Origin of the sequence: Micromonospora sp. NBC_01739 (assembly GCF_035920385.1) — a bacterium.
GTDB lineage: Bacteria > Actinomycetota > Actinomycetes > Mycobacteriales > Micromonosporaceae > Micromonospora.
In genome coordinates this window covers 5142889-5158981 of record NZ_CP109151.1, presented here as the reverse complement: position 1 = coordinate 5158981, position 16093 = coordinate 5142889, and the positions used below count along the sequence as shown (strand labels likewise).

13 protein-coding genes are annotated in these 16093 nt (G+C 71.4%); 8 read left to right on the top strand and 5 right to left on the bottom strand.

Annotated features, from left to right (window positions below; all coding sequences use genetic code 11):
- The first annotated feature begins 16 nt into the window (after positions 1 to 16).
- On the top strand, positions 17 to 1276 hold the full coding sequence (gene mycP / locus OIE53_RS23430) for a type VII secretion-associated serine protease mycosin (RefSeq protein ID WP_327023651.1): 1260 nt from the start codon (positions 17 to 19) through the stop codon (positions 1274 to 1276).
- Between the two features lie 25 nt (positions 1277 to 1301).
- Positions 1302 to 1931 carry a hypothetical protein gene (locus OIE53_RS23425; RefSeq protein ID WP_327023650.1) on the top strand — a complete coding sequence of 210 codons (630 nt, stop codon included), beginning with the start codon at positions 1302 to 1304 and terminating at the stop codon, positions 1929 to 1931.
- A gap of 29 nt (positions 1932 to 1960) precedes the next feature.
- Here the strand turns inward: OIE53_RS23425 and OIE53_RS23420 are convergent, their stop codons facing one another.
- From OIE53_RS23420 to OIE53_RS23410, 3 genes are read right to left on the bottom strand one after another with little or no spacing between them, the layout of a single operon-like run.
- A complete protein-coding gene (locus OIE53_RS23420) occupies positions 1961 to 3241 on the bottom strand; it encodes an SseB family protein (RefSeq protein ID WP_327023649.1) in 1281 nt (426 codons plus the stop codon).
- Positions 3238 to 3723 (bottom strand): SUKH-3 domain-containing protein, encoded by a 486-nt coding sequence (locus tag OIE53_RS23415; RefSeq protein WP_327023648.1) that lies wholly within the window; start codon positions 3721 to 3723, stop codon positions 3238 to 3240. The genes OIE53_RS23420 and OIE53_RS23415 overlap by 4 nt, the downstream gene beginning before the upstream one ends.
- Positions 3720 to 4103 carry a YwqJ-related putative deaminase gene (locus OIE53_RS23410; RefSeq protein WP_327023646.1) on the bottom strand — a complete coding sequence of 128 codons (384 nt, stop codon included), beginning with the start codon at positions 4101 to 4103 and terminating at the stop codon, positions 3720 to 3722. The genes OIE53_RS23415 and OIE53_RS23410 overlap by 4 nt, the downstream gene beginning before the upstream one ends.
- 171 nt (positions 4104 to 4274) lie before the next feature.
- On the opposite strand from OIE53_RS23410, the gene OIE53_RS23405 reads away from it, so the two are divergent.
- The 6 genes from OIE53_RS23405 to OIE53_RS23380 all read left to right on the top strand — a co-directional run bounded on the left by OIE53_RS23405 (position 4275) and on the right by OIE53_RS23380 (position 14339).
- Complete coding sequence (locus OIE53_RS23405) at positions 4275 to 5954, top strand: right-handed parallel beta-helix repeat-containing protein (RefSeq protein WP_327023645.1); 1680 nt, start codon at positions 4275 to 4277, stop codon at positions 5952 to 5954.
- Positions 5955 to 5985: 31 nt separating this feature from the next.
- The gene (gene eccE / locus OIE53_RS23400) at positions 5986 to 7485 is read left to right on the top strand and encodes a type VII secretion protein EccE (RefSeq protein ID WP_327023644.1); all 1500 of its coding nucleotides are present in this window, start codon (positions 5986 to 5988) and stop codon (positions 7483 to 7485) included.
- Positions 7482 to 8174 carry a hypothetical protein gene (locus OIE53_RS23395; protein ID WP_327023643.1) on the top strand — a complete coding sequence of 231 codons (693 nt, stop codon included), beginning with the start codon at positions 7482 to 7484 and terminating at the stop codon, positions 8172 to 8174. Before eccE ends, OIE53_RS23395 begins: the two co-directional genes overlap by 4 nt.
- Before the next feature lie 180 nt (positions 8175 to 8354).
- Positions 8355 to 12527 (top strand): ExeM/NucH family extracellular endonuclease, encoded by a 4173-nt coding sequence (locus tag OIE53_RS23390; protein ID WP_327023642.1) that lies wholly within the window; start codon positions 8355 to 8357, stop codon positions 12525 to 12527.
- A gap of 74 nt (positions 12528 to 12601) precedes the next feature.
- Positions 12602 to 13234 carry a hypothetical protein gene (locus OIE53_RS23385; RefSeq protein ID WP_327023641.1) on the top strand — a complete coding sequence of 211 codons (633 nt, stop codon included), beginning with the start codon at positions 12602 to 12604 and terminating at the stop codon, positions 13232 to 13234.
- A gap of 61 nt (positions 13235 to 13295) precedes the next feature.
- Positions 13296 to 14339 (top strand): WxL protein peptidoglycan domain-containing protein, encoded by a 1044-nt coding sequence (locus OIE53_RS23380; protein ID WP_327023640.1) that lies wholly within the window; start codon positions 13296 to 13298, stop codon positions 14337 to 14339.
- Positions 14340 to 14347: 8 nt separating this feature from the next.
- On the opposite strand, the gene OIE53_RS23375 is transcribed toward OIE53_RS23380, so the two are convergent.
- Both OIE53_RS23375 and OIE53_RS23370 read right to left on the bottom strand, forming a co-directional pair.
- Positions 14348 to 14926: a hypothetical protein gene (locus OIE53_RS23375; protein WP_327023639.1), complete on the bottom strand. Its 579-nt coding sequence runs from the start codon at positions 14924 to 14926 to the stop codon at positions 14348 to 14350.
- A gap of 158 nt (positions 14927 to 15084) precedes the next feature.
- Positions 15085 to 16032, bottom strand: a complete 948-nt coding sequence (locus OIE53_RS23370) for a helix-turn-helix transcriptional regulator (protein ID WP_327023638.1) — start codon at positions 16030 to 16032, stop codon at positions 15085 to 15087.
- Positions 16033 to 16093 lie beyond the last annotated feature (61 nt).

The following is a 16093-nucleotide window of genomic DNA, read 5'->3' as shown; positions in this document are numbered from 1 at the left end:
AGGAAGGTGGACGGGCATGCGTGTCCTCACCCGACCGGCTGCCGTCCTGGCGCTCAGCACCGCCGGCGTCCTGGCGGCGCTGGCCCTGCCCGCGGCACCGTCCCTGGCGGATTCCACCAGGGACGACTCGTGGCATGTCAAGGCCCTGGAACTCCCCGAGCTGCACAAGATCAGCCAGGGTGAGGGTGTCGTCGTGGCCGTGGTGGACACCGGGGTGGACGCCAAACACCGGGATCTAAAGGACAACGTCCTGCCCGGCGCGGACCTTTACGAGGAGGGCACCAAGGGTGGGGTCGACCGGGTGGGCCACGGCACCGGAATGGCCTCGCTGATCGCCGGGCACGGACACGGGCCGGGCAATGCCGACGGGGTGCTCGGGGTCGCACCGAAGGCCAAGATCCTGCCGGTGACCATCAAGAGCGAGAAGAGCCCGCTGATCGCCCCCACGGCGGTCGCCGCCGGGATCAACTGGGCGATCGACAACGGCGCGGACATCATCAACGTCTCCCTCGGCAGCAGCTTCAACGAGGAACTGGATCGCGCGGTCGCCCGGGCCTACCAACGCAACATCGTCGTGGTCGCCGCCGTGGGCAACCGCGAAGACATCATCATCAGCAACCCGGCTCGCCACCCGGCCACGATCGCCGTCAACGGGACCGACCGCAACGGTGTCATCAGCAAGAAGGCGGCCCTGCCGGCCGAAGAGGTGAACATCGCCGCCCCGGGCGAGGACATCGTCCAGGCCGCCCCGGGGAACAGGTACGTCACCTCGCTCGGCAGCAGCAGCAGCGCCGCGCTCGTCTCCGGCGCGATGGCCCTGGTCAAGGCCAAGTACCCGGACCTGAACGCGTACGAGTTGTTCTCGCGGCTGCTGGAGACCACCCGCGACGCCGGGGCCCCCGGTCGGGACCTCGACTACGGGTGGGGGGTGCTCGACCTGCGGACCGCCCTGACCGGTGAGCCGGACGGGCGGGCCAGCCCTCGGGCCAGTGCTCCGCCGGCCGCACCCCTCGACCCGGCCCTGGCCAATCCCCGGGAGCGCGATGACGACGTGCTGATCCTCGTCTGGGCCGCCATCATCGCCGTACTCGTCCTGCTCGTCGGCGGGACCGTCGCCACGGTCTGGATGCTGCGCACCCGGCGACGCAATGCCGAACTCGTCGACGAGGCTCCACCCGCCCCGGTGGGCGCTGTGGGAGCCGGTGCCGGGCCTTGGGACGGCCCGGATCAGCCTGGGCAGGCCCCGGACGAGGTCTGGCGGCGGCCGCCCGGCTGAGCGACCCGACCTCAGGAGGTCACCGATGTCGGCCACCCCTACCGGCGGGTTTCCGCCCCCACCCTCCGACCCCTACCAGACACCGGACGGGCATCACCTGCCCGGCGCACCCCAGTTGCCCGGCCGACAACCGACTCCCGGCGGGCACCCGATGCCCGCTCCGGGTGCTCCGGGTGGCCAGCCCGCACCCGCTGCGGGGAAGCCGTCCGCCCGACGGCCCTTCGTCGTCACCCTGGCGGTCCTGCTGATGCTGCCCTCCATCGTGACCTGGCTGATCGCCGGTATCGCCTTCTTCCGGGCCATGCTGGGAGCCGAGGGTGACGGGCTGGGTCGGGCACTGGTGGTGGGTATCGGGGCGGGGGTGCTGGCGATCGCCCTGCTGGTGGTGATGCTCGGCGCGCTGGGGATCCTGATGGCCTGGACCGGCGACAGCGCCCAGGGGCTGGCCGTGCCGGCCGGTTTCACCTTCGGGCTGTTCGTCGTCGTCCTCGTGGTGCTGCTGGTGCAGGGCAAGCTGAGCTTCGCGCCGACGATGGTCACCCCCCTGGTGGTGGGCGGGCTGGCCGGGGTGGCCCTGGCTCTGATCAAGAGCCCGCCGGCCCGTACCTGGTTCGCCGGCCGACCGCGCTCACCGAGACCCGGCCGACGGCGCTGACCAGCGGTCGGGGATCGTCGCCGGATCGGTCAGGCGGGGGTCCAGCGGCGGGCGGTGGCGTCGAAGCGGGCCAGGAACTCGTCCCGGCCGTCCTGGTGCAGGCAGCGCAGTTCGGTGCCGTCCGGGACGACCAACGACTCCATCCGTGGCGAGCCCTGACCCCACTCCGGGGGCGTGTCCTCGCCGGGTGTCCAGCGCAGCACCGCCACCCACGCGTCGGACTCCTCGAAGGGTGAGCCCGCGCCGAGCAGGCCCAGCCGCCGGTAGAGCCGCAGCGGGGTGTCCCGTCCGGGCCCGTGCCAGGTGTGCACCAGACCGGCCGCCCGGTCGTACCCGTCGTCCAGGTAGGACGGCAGGTAGCGGTGGGCGATGACCAGTTGCAGCCGCAGCGGGACGTCCACAGCGGGCCCCTCGTCCTCCTCCTCGACCATCGGCTGGGTGGCGGGCGGCGACACCGGTACCCCCACTGTCGACGGGTCGGCGTAGACCGCGCTGACCCGTCGGCCGCGCTCCTGCTCGGCGGCACCGTCGAGTACGACCCGCAGTTCGCCGAACCAGTCGCGCAGGGCCAACACCGCTTCGCCGGGCAGCGCCGCGGCCAAGGGTGTCTCCGGGTTGAGGGACAACTGCCAGGAGGGGTCCGGCCAGTGTTCGGTGACCTGGAGGCTGCTGACCACCACCAGCTCGTGATCTCCGAGGGCCTGGCGCAGCCGGGCCTCCGAGGTGAACACCGGCACGCTGGGCCGCCCCTGCTCGTCCGGCAGCACCCACCAGGGGAACTCCGGGTCGCCGAGGTCACGGGTCGCCGGGCCGCCCGGTCGCAGCGGAAGCACCAGTTCGGTACGCAGCAGGGCGGACATCAGGGCGTCCGGGTCCTGCCGTTGGATCGCGTCGCGGAGCGGCTTCTCCACCTCCACCGAGGCGGCGGTGAGAGTGGCCAGTTCCTCCGCGGTCAGTCGTACCCCGATGGGCAGCCCGGCGTTCACGGCCAGCACCCAGGCCTCGTCCGGCCAGTCGACGGCCAGGTCGGTCAGCACCGACACCCGGTAGCTGACGTCCTGACCGGGCAGCCCGGCGGCGATGGCCCCCGGAGAGGTGTAGGCCATCACATGGGTGACCCCCTCGTGGTGGCCGGTAGGCCAGGCCACCGGCTCGGCGGGGGTCGCCGAGGGCGGCACCGGCACCAGCAGCGCTCCGGTGGCGAGGGCGGTCAGGAAGGCCACGGTGTCGTCGTTCTCGACCGCCGCCAGCAGCGCGTGTTCCGTGCTGGTGCTCGGTTGCCAGCCGGTCGGCGGTAACGGGGTGGTCACCAGGTGCCGTCCTCGCGCACCCGGGCGGGCCGGCGGCCGAGCAGCAGGGTGCCGAGCGCCTCGTCGAGGCTCGCCCCCAGGTACCAGTCGCCGGTGTGGTCCAGGACGAACACCCGGCCCTGCTCGTCGATGGCCAGGATGCCGGTGCCGTCACCCTCCTCACCGAGGGGACTGAGGGGCACCCCGATGACGGTGGCCAACTCCGCCAGGGTGGCCACGGAGTGTCGTACCCGGAAGGGATCTAGGTGGATCTCACTGGGGGCGACCTGCTCCCCGTCGCCCGATGGGCGGAGCCGCAGTCCCCCGAACTCGGCGTACGCCTGCACGGCGGCGGTCGTCATGACGTGCTGGCGCCCGTCCGGGGTGGCGTCGGCGGCTAGGCGTACCGCCCACTCCCGGGCCCGGTTCTCGTCCCGCACCTGGGGTGACCAGCCTGCGGTGGCCAGCAGCTCGGCCACCGGGGGTGGAAAGCGCTCGGTCATGTCAACGCCTCCATACCGAACCAGTCCAACAGGGCCGCACACGACCGGCAGGGTGGCTGAGTCTGGCCATGACGCGGGTCGCCCTCCTCCCGTACCCGGGTCAGGTGCACCTTGGCCCCCCACAGCAGGGAGCGGGCCCGGGTGGAGTTCAGGGGCGGACCGTCGGCCTCGGCGGCGTACAACCGGTCGGAGATCAGCACCGGCTCCGCGCACCAGCCGGTGAACCGCTCCCGCTGCCCGACCGGCAGCTCGTGCAGGAACCGCCGGACCACCGGGTGCAGACGTGGGGCGACATCACCCCGTACGGAGGTGTGCGTGTGGACGGTCCCATCGACCAGCAGGGCACCCGCCACCAGCGGAAGCATCCGCAGCTGGGTCATCCGTCCTCCCCCGGTAGACCGGGACCCCGGCACCACCAGCGGGCCGGGTCCACCCAGGGCAGCCTATCGAGCGGACTCACCGTCACCCGGTGACCCGGTACGGGACTCCGAGACATAGCCCGCCTGGGATATCGTCGGCCAAGCCCCTCACCGTCGTACGAAGCCGGAGTCATGACGCGCACCCTTCTCGTCTCCCCGGATCAGCCCGGCGCCTACCCGTCCATCGGGGAGGCTCTGGCGGTGGCCAGTGACGACACGGTCGTCTCGGTCAGCCCCGGCACCTACTACGAGGCGCTGTTCGTCAACGACCGGGCGGTCACCGTCGTCGCCGCCCAGGGCGCGGGAACGGTCACCATCGACGCCTCCTCCGGCACCTACCCGACGGTGTCCTGCAACTCCGGTCGGTTGGAGCTGCGCGACCTCGTCCTCAAGGCCGGTGACGCACCCGGGGTGGTGGGCGACCGGGCCAACCTGACCATGACCGGCTGTGAGCTGAGCGCCGGCTTCGGCGCGGCGATCCAGTTGGGTGGCCGCTCGGAGTTCACCCTGACCCGTTGCCGGGTCACCGGCGGACGGTACGGCCTGGTCGTCGAGGACTCCGACGGCACCGTGGAGGGGTGCGAGTTCACCGACCTCAGCGAGGACGGCATCATCGTGCGCATCGGGGCGGCCCCGACGATCAGCACCAGCACGGTGACCCGCTGCGGCAACCGGGGCATCTACGTCTACCAGTACGGCCGTCCGACCATCGAGGCCTGCGACATCTCCCAGACCGGTCATGCCGGGGTGGCGGTGGTGCACCAGAGCGCCCCCGTGCTGCGGCGCTGCCGGATCAGGGACACCCGAGGCCCGGCGATCTCCTTCGCCCGGGGCTGCCACGGCACGGTCGAGGAGTGCAGCACCGAGAACAACGCCCAGCCCGCGATCGAGATCGCCGAGGGGGCGACCCCGACCATCGTGGAGGGTACGGCGAACCGGAAGGCGGCCTACGGCGCGGACGCCGCCCGGGTGGCCGCCCCCCAGGACACCGCCCGAGTGGACAAGCTGCTGGCCGAGTTGGAGCAGATGGTCGGCCTGGAGTCGGTGAAGGAGGAGGTCCGGGCCCTCATCGACGAGATCCAGGTCAACGAGTGGCGACGCAGCGCCGGGCTGCCGGTCGGTGCGGTCAGCCATCACCTCATCTTCGCGGGCGCCCCCGGTACCGGTAAGACCACTGTGGCCCGCATCTACGGTGACCTGCTAGCCGGGCTGGGCGCCCTGCCCGGTGGCGCCTTCCGTGAGGTCTCCCGCCGTGATCTGGTCGGTCAGTACATCGGCCACACCGCCGAGAAGACCGCCGCCGCCTTCGAGATGGCGCGCGGGGGTGTGCTGTTCATCGACGAGGCGTACACCCTGTCCCGGTCCTCCGGCAGCGGGGGTGACTTCGGGCAGGAGGCCATCGACACCCTGGTCAAGCTGATGGAGGATCACCGCGACGAGATAGCGGTGATCGCCGCCGGTTACACCGGGGAGATGCTCCAGTTCCTGGACGCCAACCCCGGTCTGGCCTCCCGCTTCGCCAAGACCATCGAGTTCGGCAACTACGCCCCGGAGCAGCTGGTCGTCATCGTGGAACGGATGGCCGGCGGGGACGAGTACCTGCTCGCCGAGGGGGTCTCCGACCTGCTGCGGGAGCACTTCGGCACGATCGAGCGGGATCAGAACTTCGGCAACGCGCGGGAGGCCCGCAAACTGTTCGAAGGTGTCCGCAAGGCGCAGGCGCAGCGGCTGCGGCAGTCCGGCCAGCGCCCCAGTCTCGATGAACTGCGTACGGTGACCGTTGCCGACGTGCGCGCCGCGATCGGGCGTTGATCATGCCGGGCCGGTCAGGGAGGGGCGCGCGGTGACACATCCGGGCGCGGCACGGCCGGGCGAACCGGGCTGGCAGCAGCACCCGGGCGTCGGAGCACCGCCACCACAGCGGGCGGCCCCGGGGCAGCAGGACGTTCCACCCGCCCCCACGATCGGTGGGACCGCAGCGGGACAGGCCTGGGCCCCCCAGCGGGGGCAGGGGCGGGCCCCGGTCGGCACGGTGCACAGCAGCCGGGCCGCCGTCGCCGCCCAGGCCACGGCGACAGCGCAGGCTGCGGCGCAGGCGACCGCGGCGGCACCGGCCGCATCCGCCGCCCGGCCCACGGCCGGCGCTGCGCCGCTGGCCGAGGCGGTCGGCAGCGCCCAGGCCGCCGCAGTCGCCACCCCGGTGGTACGCCCGTACCGGCGACCCTTGCGCATCGCCGGCATCCATGTGGCCCAGTTGGTGGCCTGGCAGGCCGGCGCGGCCGCCGTGCTGGCCGCGGCCAGCCAGGGCGTCCCCCTGGCCGTCGGGGTGACCGCCGCAGTGTTGCTGCTGCTCTCCCCGACCCTGCTGCGCCACCGGGGCCGGTGGCTCTACCAGTGGTTGGCGGTCGGGTGGAGTTATCGGGGCCGACGCCGACAGTTGGCCGCCACCGGGCCGGACCCCCGATGGCAGTTGCTGACCCATCTTGAGGACAGCGTGGAGCTGGAGCGGGTCGAGATCGACGACCAGCCCGCGGTGCTGCTGACCCACCGGGGTGGGCTCAGTGCCGTACTGGAGGTGGATCCGACCGAGGGTGCCCTGCTCGTGGGCAGTCCGCAGGCCCTGCCGTCGCCGATGGCTCTGCTTCCGGCGTCCGATCCCCAGGCCCCACCGGTGACGGTGCAGGTGCTGATCCAGGTCACCCCGGCCCCTCGGGTCCGCGCGGCGGCGGTGGAACGGGCCTACCGGGAGCTGACCGAGGGGGCGGTGCCGGCCAGTCGGCAAGCGTGGGTGGTGCTCCAGGCTCCGCGTACCCCGGATTTTCACGCCGACCGTGACCTGCGTCCGGCGCTGACCGCGGCGATCCGCCGGACCCGACGCCAGCTTCGGCAGGACCGGGTGACCGCCCGCCTGCTCAACCGCGACGAGGTGCTGGCGGCCGTCGCCAACCTGACCCATCTCACCGGTGAGCCGGTGGCGGGGGACCGTCCGCTGGCCCGGGAGAGTTGGCGCAGCTGGTCGGCGGAGGGCACCCCGCAGAGTTGCCACCGACTGGTGGACTGGCCGGACCGGCACTGGGAGGTGGATCCGCTGCTGCGTGGGCTGCCGGCGGCGGCTGCCGTGGTGTCGATCGCGGTGGCCCGGGAGACCGGTCGCCAGGGTGCCGACAACGCCGTGGTCGAGGTGGCCTTCCGATTGATCGGTACGGACGTCACCGCCCTGACCGCCGCCGACACCGCCCTGCACGAGGCGATCCGGGGTCAGGGTGGTCGCCTGCAACGACTCGACGGCGAACACGCCCATGGCGTCACCGCCACCCTGCCGTTCGGAGGCTTCCTGCGGTGAACACTGTCGCTTTCCCGGGCAGCCGGATCGGCCTGCACCTAGCCGACGGGCCCACCGTGGCCGGGCTCAGCCTGGTCGCCGGGGGCGGCGGGCTGGTGGTGGGCCGTAATCGCCAGCAGGAACCGGTCGGCCTCCGGCTGTTCCGGGCCGAGCCGACCCGGTTGATGCTGACCGGCGGGGTACGCGTCGCGGAACTGCTCAGCTTCCGCGCCCTGGCCCTGGGTGCCCGGCTGTTCATCCAGACCGCCAGGGAACAGGAGTGGGACGCCTTCCTGCGCCGCTGCGTCATCGGCCGGGAGATCGCCTCCTTCCTGCCGCCGGGGGTGCCCCCACCCCTGCCGGCGACCCCGACCCAACCCCAGCTCGTCGTGATCGATACCGGTCCGGTGACCGGGCCGGACACCAACCTGAGCGCACCCTGGCGGGCGACCCTGGTGGTCCGCGACGACCTGGCCGGCTGGGATGTCGAGGTGCTGGTCCGCAGCGACATCGTCGTGCTCCAGCGGCTCACCGCCCCGGAGGCCGCCACGGCGGCGAACGCCCTGGGCCTGGTCAGCGTGCAGAGCTGGTTCACCCAGCTCCACCCGGAGATGGTCGGTCTGATCACCAAGGGCAAGGTGCAGTGGGTGATGCTCAGCATGACCGGCACGGAGCGGCAACTGATCGGGCCGGTAGCCCGGGGCAGCTGAGCCACCGGGCGGGATCGGTCGTCCACATTCCGCTCATCGAGAGCGATCACGCAGGCCAGTGCCGCCTCGACCGCCATCATGTTTCCGGATTAGGTACATCTGGTGGCTCCCGCACGGCCATCTGCGCCGCTTATCCTCCACCGGTCTAACACCCTCGGAGGCCCTGCGGAGGCCCAGCAGATGCAGCTACGAAAAAGCAGGCGGCAACTCACGATTCCGGGCGTACTGGTCACCGCCACTGCGCTCTTACTGGGCAGCGGTACCACCGCTTTCGCCGCGCCCGCCTCAGCCACACCGTTCCTCAGCGAGATCCACTACGACAACGCCGGCACCGATATCGACGAGGCGATCGAGATCGAGGCGCCGGCCGGCTTCGACCTGACCGGCTGGCAGATCGTCCTCTACAACGGCGGAAACGGTACGGCGTACCACACCCGGACACTGACCGGGACGGTGCCGGAGTCCGGTGTGGTCGTCGCCGGGTACCCGGTCAACGGCATCCAGAACGGTGACCCCGACGGTGTCGCGCTGGTCTCGCCGAGCAACTCGGTAACCGAGTTCATCACCTACGGCGGCACCTTCACGGCGGTCGGCGGACCGGCCAACGGCATGGCCGGCAGTGACATCGGGGTCAAGCAGTCCAGCAGCACCCCGGTCGGACACTCCCTCCAGAAGATCGACGGAGTCTGGAAGGCACCGGCGCCCAACAGCTTCGGCGTCCGCAACACCGCCAGCGGCCCGGGTCCGGAAGACCCGCCGACCGGCTGTGACATCGCGGTCGACCACACCATCGCCCAGGTTCAGGGGGCCGGCGCGACCACTCCGGTGGCCGGTACCCGGGTCACCGTCGAGGGTGTCGTCACCGCCGACCACCGCACCGGTGGCTACAACGGGGTGTACGTGCAGACGGCCGGCAGCGGTGGGGAGCGTCCGGTCGCCGCCGGCACCGCCTCGGATGGCATCTTCGTCTACCTGACCACCAACACCGCCAACCACCCGACGGTCACCATCGGCGACCGGGTCCGGGTCCGGGGTACGGCCAGCGAGTTCAACGGGCTCACCCAGCTCACCATCGCGGCCCGTGGCGACGTGCAGGTGTGCGAGCAGGGTGCTCCGCTGCCCGCGCCGGTCCCGGTGGAGCTTCCGCTGACCGACGACGCCCGCGAGTCGGTCGAGTCGATGCTGGTCGCCCCGGTCGGCGCGTACGCCGTCTCCGAGGTCTACAACACCAACCGCTACGGCGAGGTGGCCCTCGCCGCCGGTGACAAGCCGGCGCTGACCCCCACGGACGTGGCCCGCCCCGGCTCGGCGCAGGCCCGTCAGATCGCCGCGGACAACAAGGCCCGCCGGGTCCTGCTCGACGACGGCCGGACCACCAACCTGTCCACCGCCGGTCTGCTGCCGCCGTACGTGTCGAAGGACAGCCCGCTGCGGGTCGGCGACTCGGTCGAGACCTTCGGGCCCTCGGTGCTGTCGTACGCCTTCAACGAGTGGCGTCTGCAGCCCACCCGCCCGGTCGACGCGGACACCCGCCCGGCCGACCGGACCACCTTCAAGGTCACCAACCCGCGTACGACCGCCCCGGTCAACGTCGGCGGCGACCTGCGGGTGGCCAGCTTCAACGTGTTGAACTACTTCGTGCACTTCGGTGGCGACGCCCGTGGCGCAGCCAACGAGGCCGCCCTGGTCAAGCAGGAAGCGAAGATCGTCTCGGCGATCTCCGCCCTGGACGCCGACGTGGTCGCCCTGGAGGAGATCGAGAACTCGGTCCGGTTCAGCGCCTCGGACCCCCAGCGCGCCCTCAAGCGCCTGGTCGCCGCCCTGAACACCGCGGACGGTGCGGGCACCTGGGACTACGTTCGCACTCCGGCGGAACTGCCGGGCGCCGCCCAGCAGGACTTCATCACCACGGCGATCATCTTCAAGCCGGCCAAGGCGCAGCCCAAGGGGGCCTCGCGGTCGGTGAACGACGAGAGTGTCTGGTTCAACGCCCGCGAGCCGATCGCGCAGACCTTCACGGCCGGTCCGCTGGACTTCGTGGTGGTAGCCAACCACTTCAAGTCCAAGAGTGGTGCCGGGGCCGGCGACAACGCCGACACCGGTGACGGTCAGGGCGGCTGGAACGGTGACCGGGTCCGCCAGGCCACCGCGCTGGCCACCTTCGTGGACCAGGTCAAGACCGACAGCGGCACCGACAACGTGCTGCTGCTGGGTGACTTCAACGCGTACACCCAGGAGGACCCGATGCAGGTCCTCTACGGCCGGGACTACCGCAACCTGAACAACACCGGGAAGACCAGCTATGTCTTCAATGGTGAGTCCGGGTCCCTGGACCACGCGCTGGCCTCGCCGTCGCTGGCCGACCGGGTCACCGGGGTGGACGTGTGGCAGATCAACGCTGTCGAGTCGTACGCCTTCCAGTACGACGGGCTGGCCGCCTTCTACGCACCGGACCCCTTCCGGGCCAGCGACCACAACCCGCTGGTCGTCGGGATCAACACCGGGGCCAACCCGGTCGACCTGCAACTGCTGAGCATCAACGACTTCCATGGCCGGCTGGAGTCCCCGGCCACCGTGGGCGGTCAGCCGGCCGGTGGGGCGGCCCAGCTCGCCGGTCTGGTGAACCAGTTGCGGGCGCAGAACCCGAACACCGCCTTCGTGTCGGCGGGCGACAACATCGGCGCCTCCACCTTCATCTCGGCGATCGACGACGACAACCCGACCATCGACGCGTTGAACGCGGCCGGTCTGACCGCCTCGGCGGTCGGTAACCACGAGTTCGACAAGGGCATGGCCGACCTGACCGGTCGGGTCACCGAGCGGGCGGACTTCCCGCTGCTGGGTGCCAACGTGTACCGGGACGACACCCGGGCGCTGCCGGCGTACTCGGTCAGCAGCATCGGTGGGGTCCGGGTCGGCTTCGTCGGTGTGGTCACCGAGCAGACCGGCTCGCTGGTCAGCCCGGACGGCATCGTCGGCATCACCTTCCGCGACCCGGTCGTCGAGGCCAACCTCGTCGCCGGTCAGCTCAAGGACGGCAACCCGGCCAACGGGGAGGCCGACGTGGTGGTGCTGCTGGCCCACGAGGGTGCCGCCACGGAGAACATCGACTCCCCCGAGGCCCTGGCCAACGACCCGGTCTTCGGCAGGTTCACCCGGGTCGACGCCACCATCGACGCCATCTTCAGCGGCCACACCCACCAGCCGTACGCCTTCGAGGTCCCGGTGCCGGGCACCGACAAGTTGCGTCCGGTGGTGCAGGCCGAGGACTACGGCAAGCGGCTGGGCAAGGTCACCCTGACCTTCGACCCGGAGTCGAACTCCGTCACCGCCGCCGACGCCTCGCTGGTGGACGTGGTCGGTGCGCCGCAGGACCCGACGGTGGCCGACATCGTGGCCGCCGCCAAGGTGCGGGCGCAGGAGCTGGGGCAGCGGCAGCTGGGCGAGATCACCGCCGACATCCGCCGGGCCTACACCGACGGCAACGAGGACCGGGGCAAGGAGTCGGCGCTGGGCAACTTCATCGCCGACGTGCAGTTGGCCGGCACCTCCGCCCCCGGTCGGGGTGGGGCCCAGATCGCCTTCATGAACCCGGGCGGTCTGCGGGCCGACCTGCTGTACCGCACCGACGGCACGGTGACCTACGCCGACGCCTTCGCCGTCCAGCCGTTCTCCAACGACGTGGTCACCAAGTCCTACACGGGTGCGGAGATCAAGCAGACGTTGGAGCAGCAGTGGCAGCCGACCGGAGCATCCCGGCCGGTGCTGTGGCTGGGTGTGTCGAAGGGCTTCAGCTACACCTACGATCCGCAGGCCGAACGGGGTTCGCGGATCACCTCGATGCAGCTCAACGGCGTACCGATCGACCCGACGGCCACCTACCGGGTGACGGTGAACTCCTTCCTCGCCGCCGGTGGGGACAACTTCACCGCTCTGGGTGGGGGCACCGACCGGGCGACCACCGGCGACAACGACCTCACCATGCTGGTGAACTACCTCGCCGCGAACTCGCCGGTCACCGCCGACACCACCCCCCGCTCCAGCGTGGGGCAGGGCACCCCGGCGTGGGAGGTCGAGGTGCAGGCCCGCACCCAGTGCATCGGCAGCACCGCGTACGTCTCGGTCAGCGCCCGTAACGCCGATCAGGTGGCGCTGAGCATCGAGCTGGTCACCTCGTACGGCTCGCGGGTAGTCGCCGAGGTCGCCCCGGGCAAGACGGCGTACCAGGCCTTCAACAGCCGGGCGAAGACCGTGTCGGCCGGTGTCTCGACGGTGAAGATCACCGGTACGGTCAACGGCCAACCGGTTACCTCGCAGGTCTCCTCGGCGTACGCCGCGATCACCTGCGGCTAGTTTCCATCCCGGGTGGCGGCGTTCGGGGACGCCGCCACCCGTTCCCCTATACGACAGGCACAACGGAGCATCGAATGCACAGAAGCAACCACCGGCGACTGTTCGCCGCCGTCGCGGCCAGCGCCTTCTTCGCCGGGTCGGTGGCACTGGCCGCGCCGGCCTCGGCCGAGCCGGTCGACAGCACGGATGTACGGGTGACCGTGGACATCGAGGAGGTCGAGGAGCCGGGGGTGCTGGCGATGTCCATCGCCGGTGACTCGGTGGCGTTGTCCGAGGACGGGTCGACGCTGCTGGTGCGTCAGTTCACCGGCACCCTGCCCACGGTGACCGTCACGGACACCCGCACCCCGGACGAGGTGCCCGAGGGGGCCGCCTGGGCGGTGCTGGGCAACGCCACCGACTTCGTCGGGAACTCCGGCCAGGCCCCGATCAGCGCCGGGCACCTGGGCTGGAAGCCGAAGCTGATCGACGGTGGGGACACCGGTCTGGTCAGCGCCGGCGAGGAGGTCGTCACTGTCGTCGACGAGCCGACCCAGCCGGGCAACAACGTGGGCCTGGTGGACCAGGAGCTGCTGGTCTCGACCTTCGACTCCGGTGCGGTGGCCGGTGGTGAGTACACCGTCGACGCGGATCTGTTCCTGCGTACCCCGGCGGATGTCGCCGCGGGTTCGTACACCTCGACCCTGACCCTGTCCCTGTTCGAGTGACTCTTTCGGGGGAGCCACAGTGTGGCTCCCCCGCCCGCTCCTGCTGCAAAGGAAGTCCGTGATGACCCGAACTCCGCTGCGAGTGCCGGCCCGGCTGCTCGCCGTGCTGGCCGTGGTGCTGGCCCTCGTGCCGATCTCGTCGGCCGGCGCGATGGCGGAGCCGACCAGTCCCACGGTCACCTGGGCCGTCCAGCCGGCCGACCGCAACGGCCCGGACGGTCGCCGCTTCATCGAACGGACCCTCGACCCTGGTCAGGTGGTGACCGAACACCTGGCGGTCCGCAACTTCAGCGACTCGACCGTGGTCTTCTCCCTCAAGGCCGCCGACGGTTATCTCACCGACAAGGGTCGCTTCAACATGCTGCCCTCCCACGAGAAGTCCGTGGCCGGTGGCACCTGGATCACCGTGCAGGACAAGGTGACCGTCGAGGCCGGCGGTACGAAGGTGGTGCCGTTCACCATCACCGTGCCCGAGGACGCCACCCCCGGCGACCACCCGGCGGGCATCGCGGCGACCGTCACCAGCACCGGCGGCACGGTGGCCGTGGAGAGCCGGGTCGGTTTCCGGGTCATGCTGCGGGCCAGCGGTACGGTCACCGCCAGCGTGGCGCTCAGCGACCTCACCGCCACCTACACCCCCTCCTGGAACCCCTTCTCCGCCGGCACTGTCAAGGTCGGCTACACCGCGACGAACGACGGCAATGTGGCCCTGACCGGCGCCGGCACGGTGACCGTCGGGGAGCTGTTCGGCCTGGTCGAGCAGAAGGGCTCGACCGAGGTGGCCGAGACCCTGCCCGGCGGCCAGCAGGTGGTCGACACCCAGGTCGAGGGGGTCTGGGGGCTGGGCCGGCTGAAGACCACCGTCTCGGTCACGCCCGCCGTTCAGGGCGGCGACCCGACCGGCGCCGAGATCCGACCCGGTACGGCTACCGTCACCACCTGGATCGTCCCCTGGCCGCAACTGGCGCTGCTGCTCCTGCTCGGCCTGCTGATTTTCGCCTACCGGTTCATCACCCAGCGCCGTCGGCGGCGGCTGGCCCAACTGCTGGCCACCGCCCGGGAAGAGGGCCGGGCCGAGGGCCGCCGGACCACCCCGGTCGGCTGAGCCGCGCCTCAGCCGGCGCGGAACACGATGGTGTAGCTGAACGAGGTGCCGTCGACCTGATACGCGTAGCAGCCGGGCCCATCGACCGTGGTGGTGCCCGGCAGGTCGGTGTCCGCCCTGGTCAGCACGGCATGGTGGCCGTCGTGATGAGGCTCGCCCAGGTAGGAGAACTCGGCCGAGGCGGCACCCGGTGCGTCGATGCGCCCCGCGCGTACCAGCACCGGGCCGATGTAGCCGACGGCCAGCCAGCGCATCTTCGCCGTGTAGCTGCCGTCGGCCTGCCGGTCGCTGGGACGCAGCGGCAGGGCTTCCCCGACGAAGTAGTCGGCGACCGGGTAGACCGGGCCCGGCCCCAGCACCCGCCGGGCCTGGTCCGGGTTGCTCCAGCGCTGCGGATCGGCGACCGGGCAGGTGCCGTCGGGGGCCACGCTGGGCAGTCGCAGCGGTGGGACCGCGAGGTCGCCCGGGGATGCCGACGGGGAGGGTGCCGTCGGTGCGGCAGAGGGGGTGTCCGCCGGCGCGCGGTCACAGCCGACCAGCGTCGACCCGAGCGCAACGAGAGTCAGCATCCGAAACAGCCGCGTCATCTCCGCAGTATCGACCACCGTCGGTGGTTCCCGCTGCCCGGTGCCGCACGGCCCGGTCGACCGGGTGTAGGCGCACCGTTTCGGCGTAACGGCGGGGTCCGCAGGGGCGGGATACCGCCGTTGCGGCGAAACGGAGTCGATCAGCGGGTCTTTTCCGCCTACCGCAGACCGGATTCGTAGACGGCGATCACCGCCTGTACCCGGTCGCGGCAGCCGAGCTTGCGCAGCACCTCGGAGACATGGGTCTTGACGGTCTCGTCCCCGATGCCGAGATCGGCGGCCACCTCGGCGTTGGATCGGCCCCGGGCGACAGCGAGCAACACCTCCCGCTCCCTCGGAGTGAGGGTCGCGATCCGCTCAGCCCAAGGCCCGGTCAACCCCGGCGACCCGGCCTCGACAACCGGCCCCGACACCTCCCCTTCAGCCCCGCCCGCCGCCACCGACGCTTCCGCCCCGGTCGCAGGTGGTGTGGTCGTTTCGGCCGGTGCAGATGAGGGGGCGGTCGATCCGGCGCCGGCGGTGCGACGTCGGCGCAGTACGGCGGCGAACAGCACTACGGCGCCTACTGCGCCCAGGTAGAACGCCAGGTAGGTCAGGCGGATCCGGTCGATCCACCGATCCGGTTCACCGGGGAGCAGGTTGACCGGCCCGACCAGCGGGACATGCCAGTACATCTCGCTGGTGCAGTACAGCACGGCGAGGGTGACCGCCAGCGCCGCCAGGGCCAGGGCGAGCCAGCGCGCCCCCTCGTAGACGGCGATCCCGAGCACCGCCAGCACAGCCAGCCACCAGCCCCAGGCGACCACCCCGAGCAACGGCGACAGCACCCAGGGGACAGCCGTCAGCGCGCAGGGCACCTTCAGCCGGTACCGGGAGGAGGCGACCGCCGCGACCGCCGCCAGGTTGGCGATGCCCAGCCCGAGCCGGGCCGGATCGATGAGCCAGGTGCTGGCACCCTCGTACAGGGCGTCCACCCCCCACCACGGGGTGGCCAGCAGCACCGTCCCCACCACTCCGGCGAGCACCAGCGGTACGACCCCCCGGGCCACCCCGCCGCGTAGGTCCGGAGCGGCCAGATCGGTAGAGGTCAGATCCGGGTTCGCCATGCCGCGAGCATGCCAGCCGCCGGTCGACATTCGCCTCCCCGAGAGGCGGGAAATCAAGGCT

Excerpts from the sequence above, each read along its gene's own strand:
- mycP (WP_327023651.1), top strand. The coding sequence starts at position 17 with ATGCGTGTCCTCACCCGACCGGCTGCCGTCCTGGCGCTCAGCACCGCC.
- OIE53_RS23425 (WP_327023650.1), top strand. The coding sequence starts at position 1,302 with ATGTCGGCCACCCCTACCGGCGGGTTTCCGCCCCCACCCTCCGACCCC.
- OIE53_RS23415 (WP_327023648.1), bottom strand. The coding sequence starts at position 3,723 with ATGACCGAGCGCTTTCCACCCCCGGTGGCCGAGCTGCTGGCCACCGCA.
- OIE53_RS23410 (WP_327023646.1), bottom strand. The coding sequence starts at position 4,103 with ATGACCCAGCTGCGGATGCTTCCGCTGGTGGCGGGTGCCCTGCTGGTC.
- OIE53_RS23405 (WP_327023645.1), top strand. The coding sequence starts at position 4,275 with ATGACGCGCACCCTTCTCGTCTCCCCGGATCAGCCCGGCGCCTACCCG.
- OIE53_RS23390 (WP_327023642.1), top strand. The coding sequence starts at position 8,355 with ATGCAGCTACGAAAAAGCAGGCGGCAACTCACGATTCCGGGCGTACTG.
- OIE53_RS23385 (WP_327023641.1), top strand. The coding sequence starts at position 12,602 with ATGCACAGAAGCAACCACCGGCGACTGTTCGCCGCCGTCGCGGCCAGC.
- OIE53_RS23380 (WP_327023640.1), top strand. The coding sequence starts at position 13,296 with ATGACCCGAACTCCGCTGCGAGTGCCGGCCCGGCTGCTCGCCGTGCTG.
- OIE53_RS23375 (WP_327023639.1), bottom strand. The coding sequence starts at position 14,926 with ATGACGCGGCTGTTTCGGATGCTGACTCTCGTTGCGCTCGGGTCGACG.
- OIE53_RS23370 (WP_327023638.1), bottom strand. The coding sequence starts at position 16,032 with ATGGCGAACCCGGATCTGACCTCTACCGATCTGGCCGCTCCGGACCTA.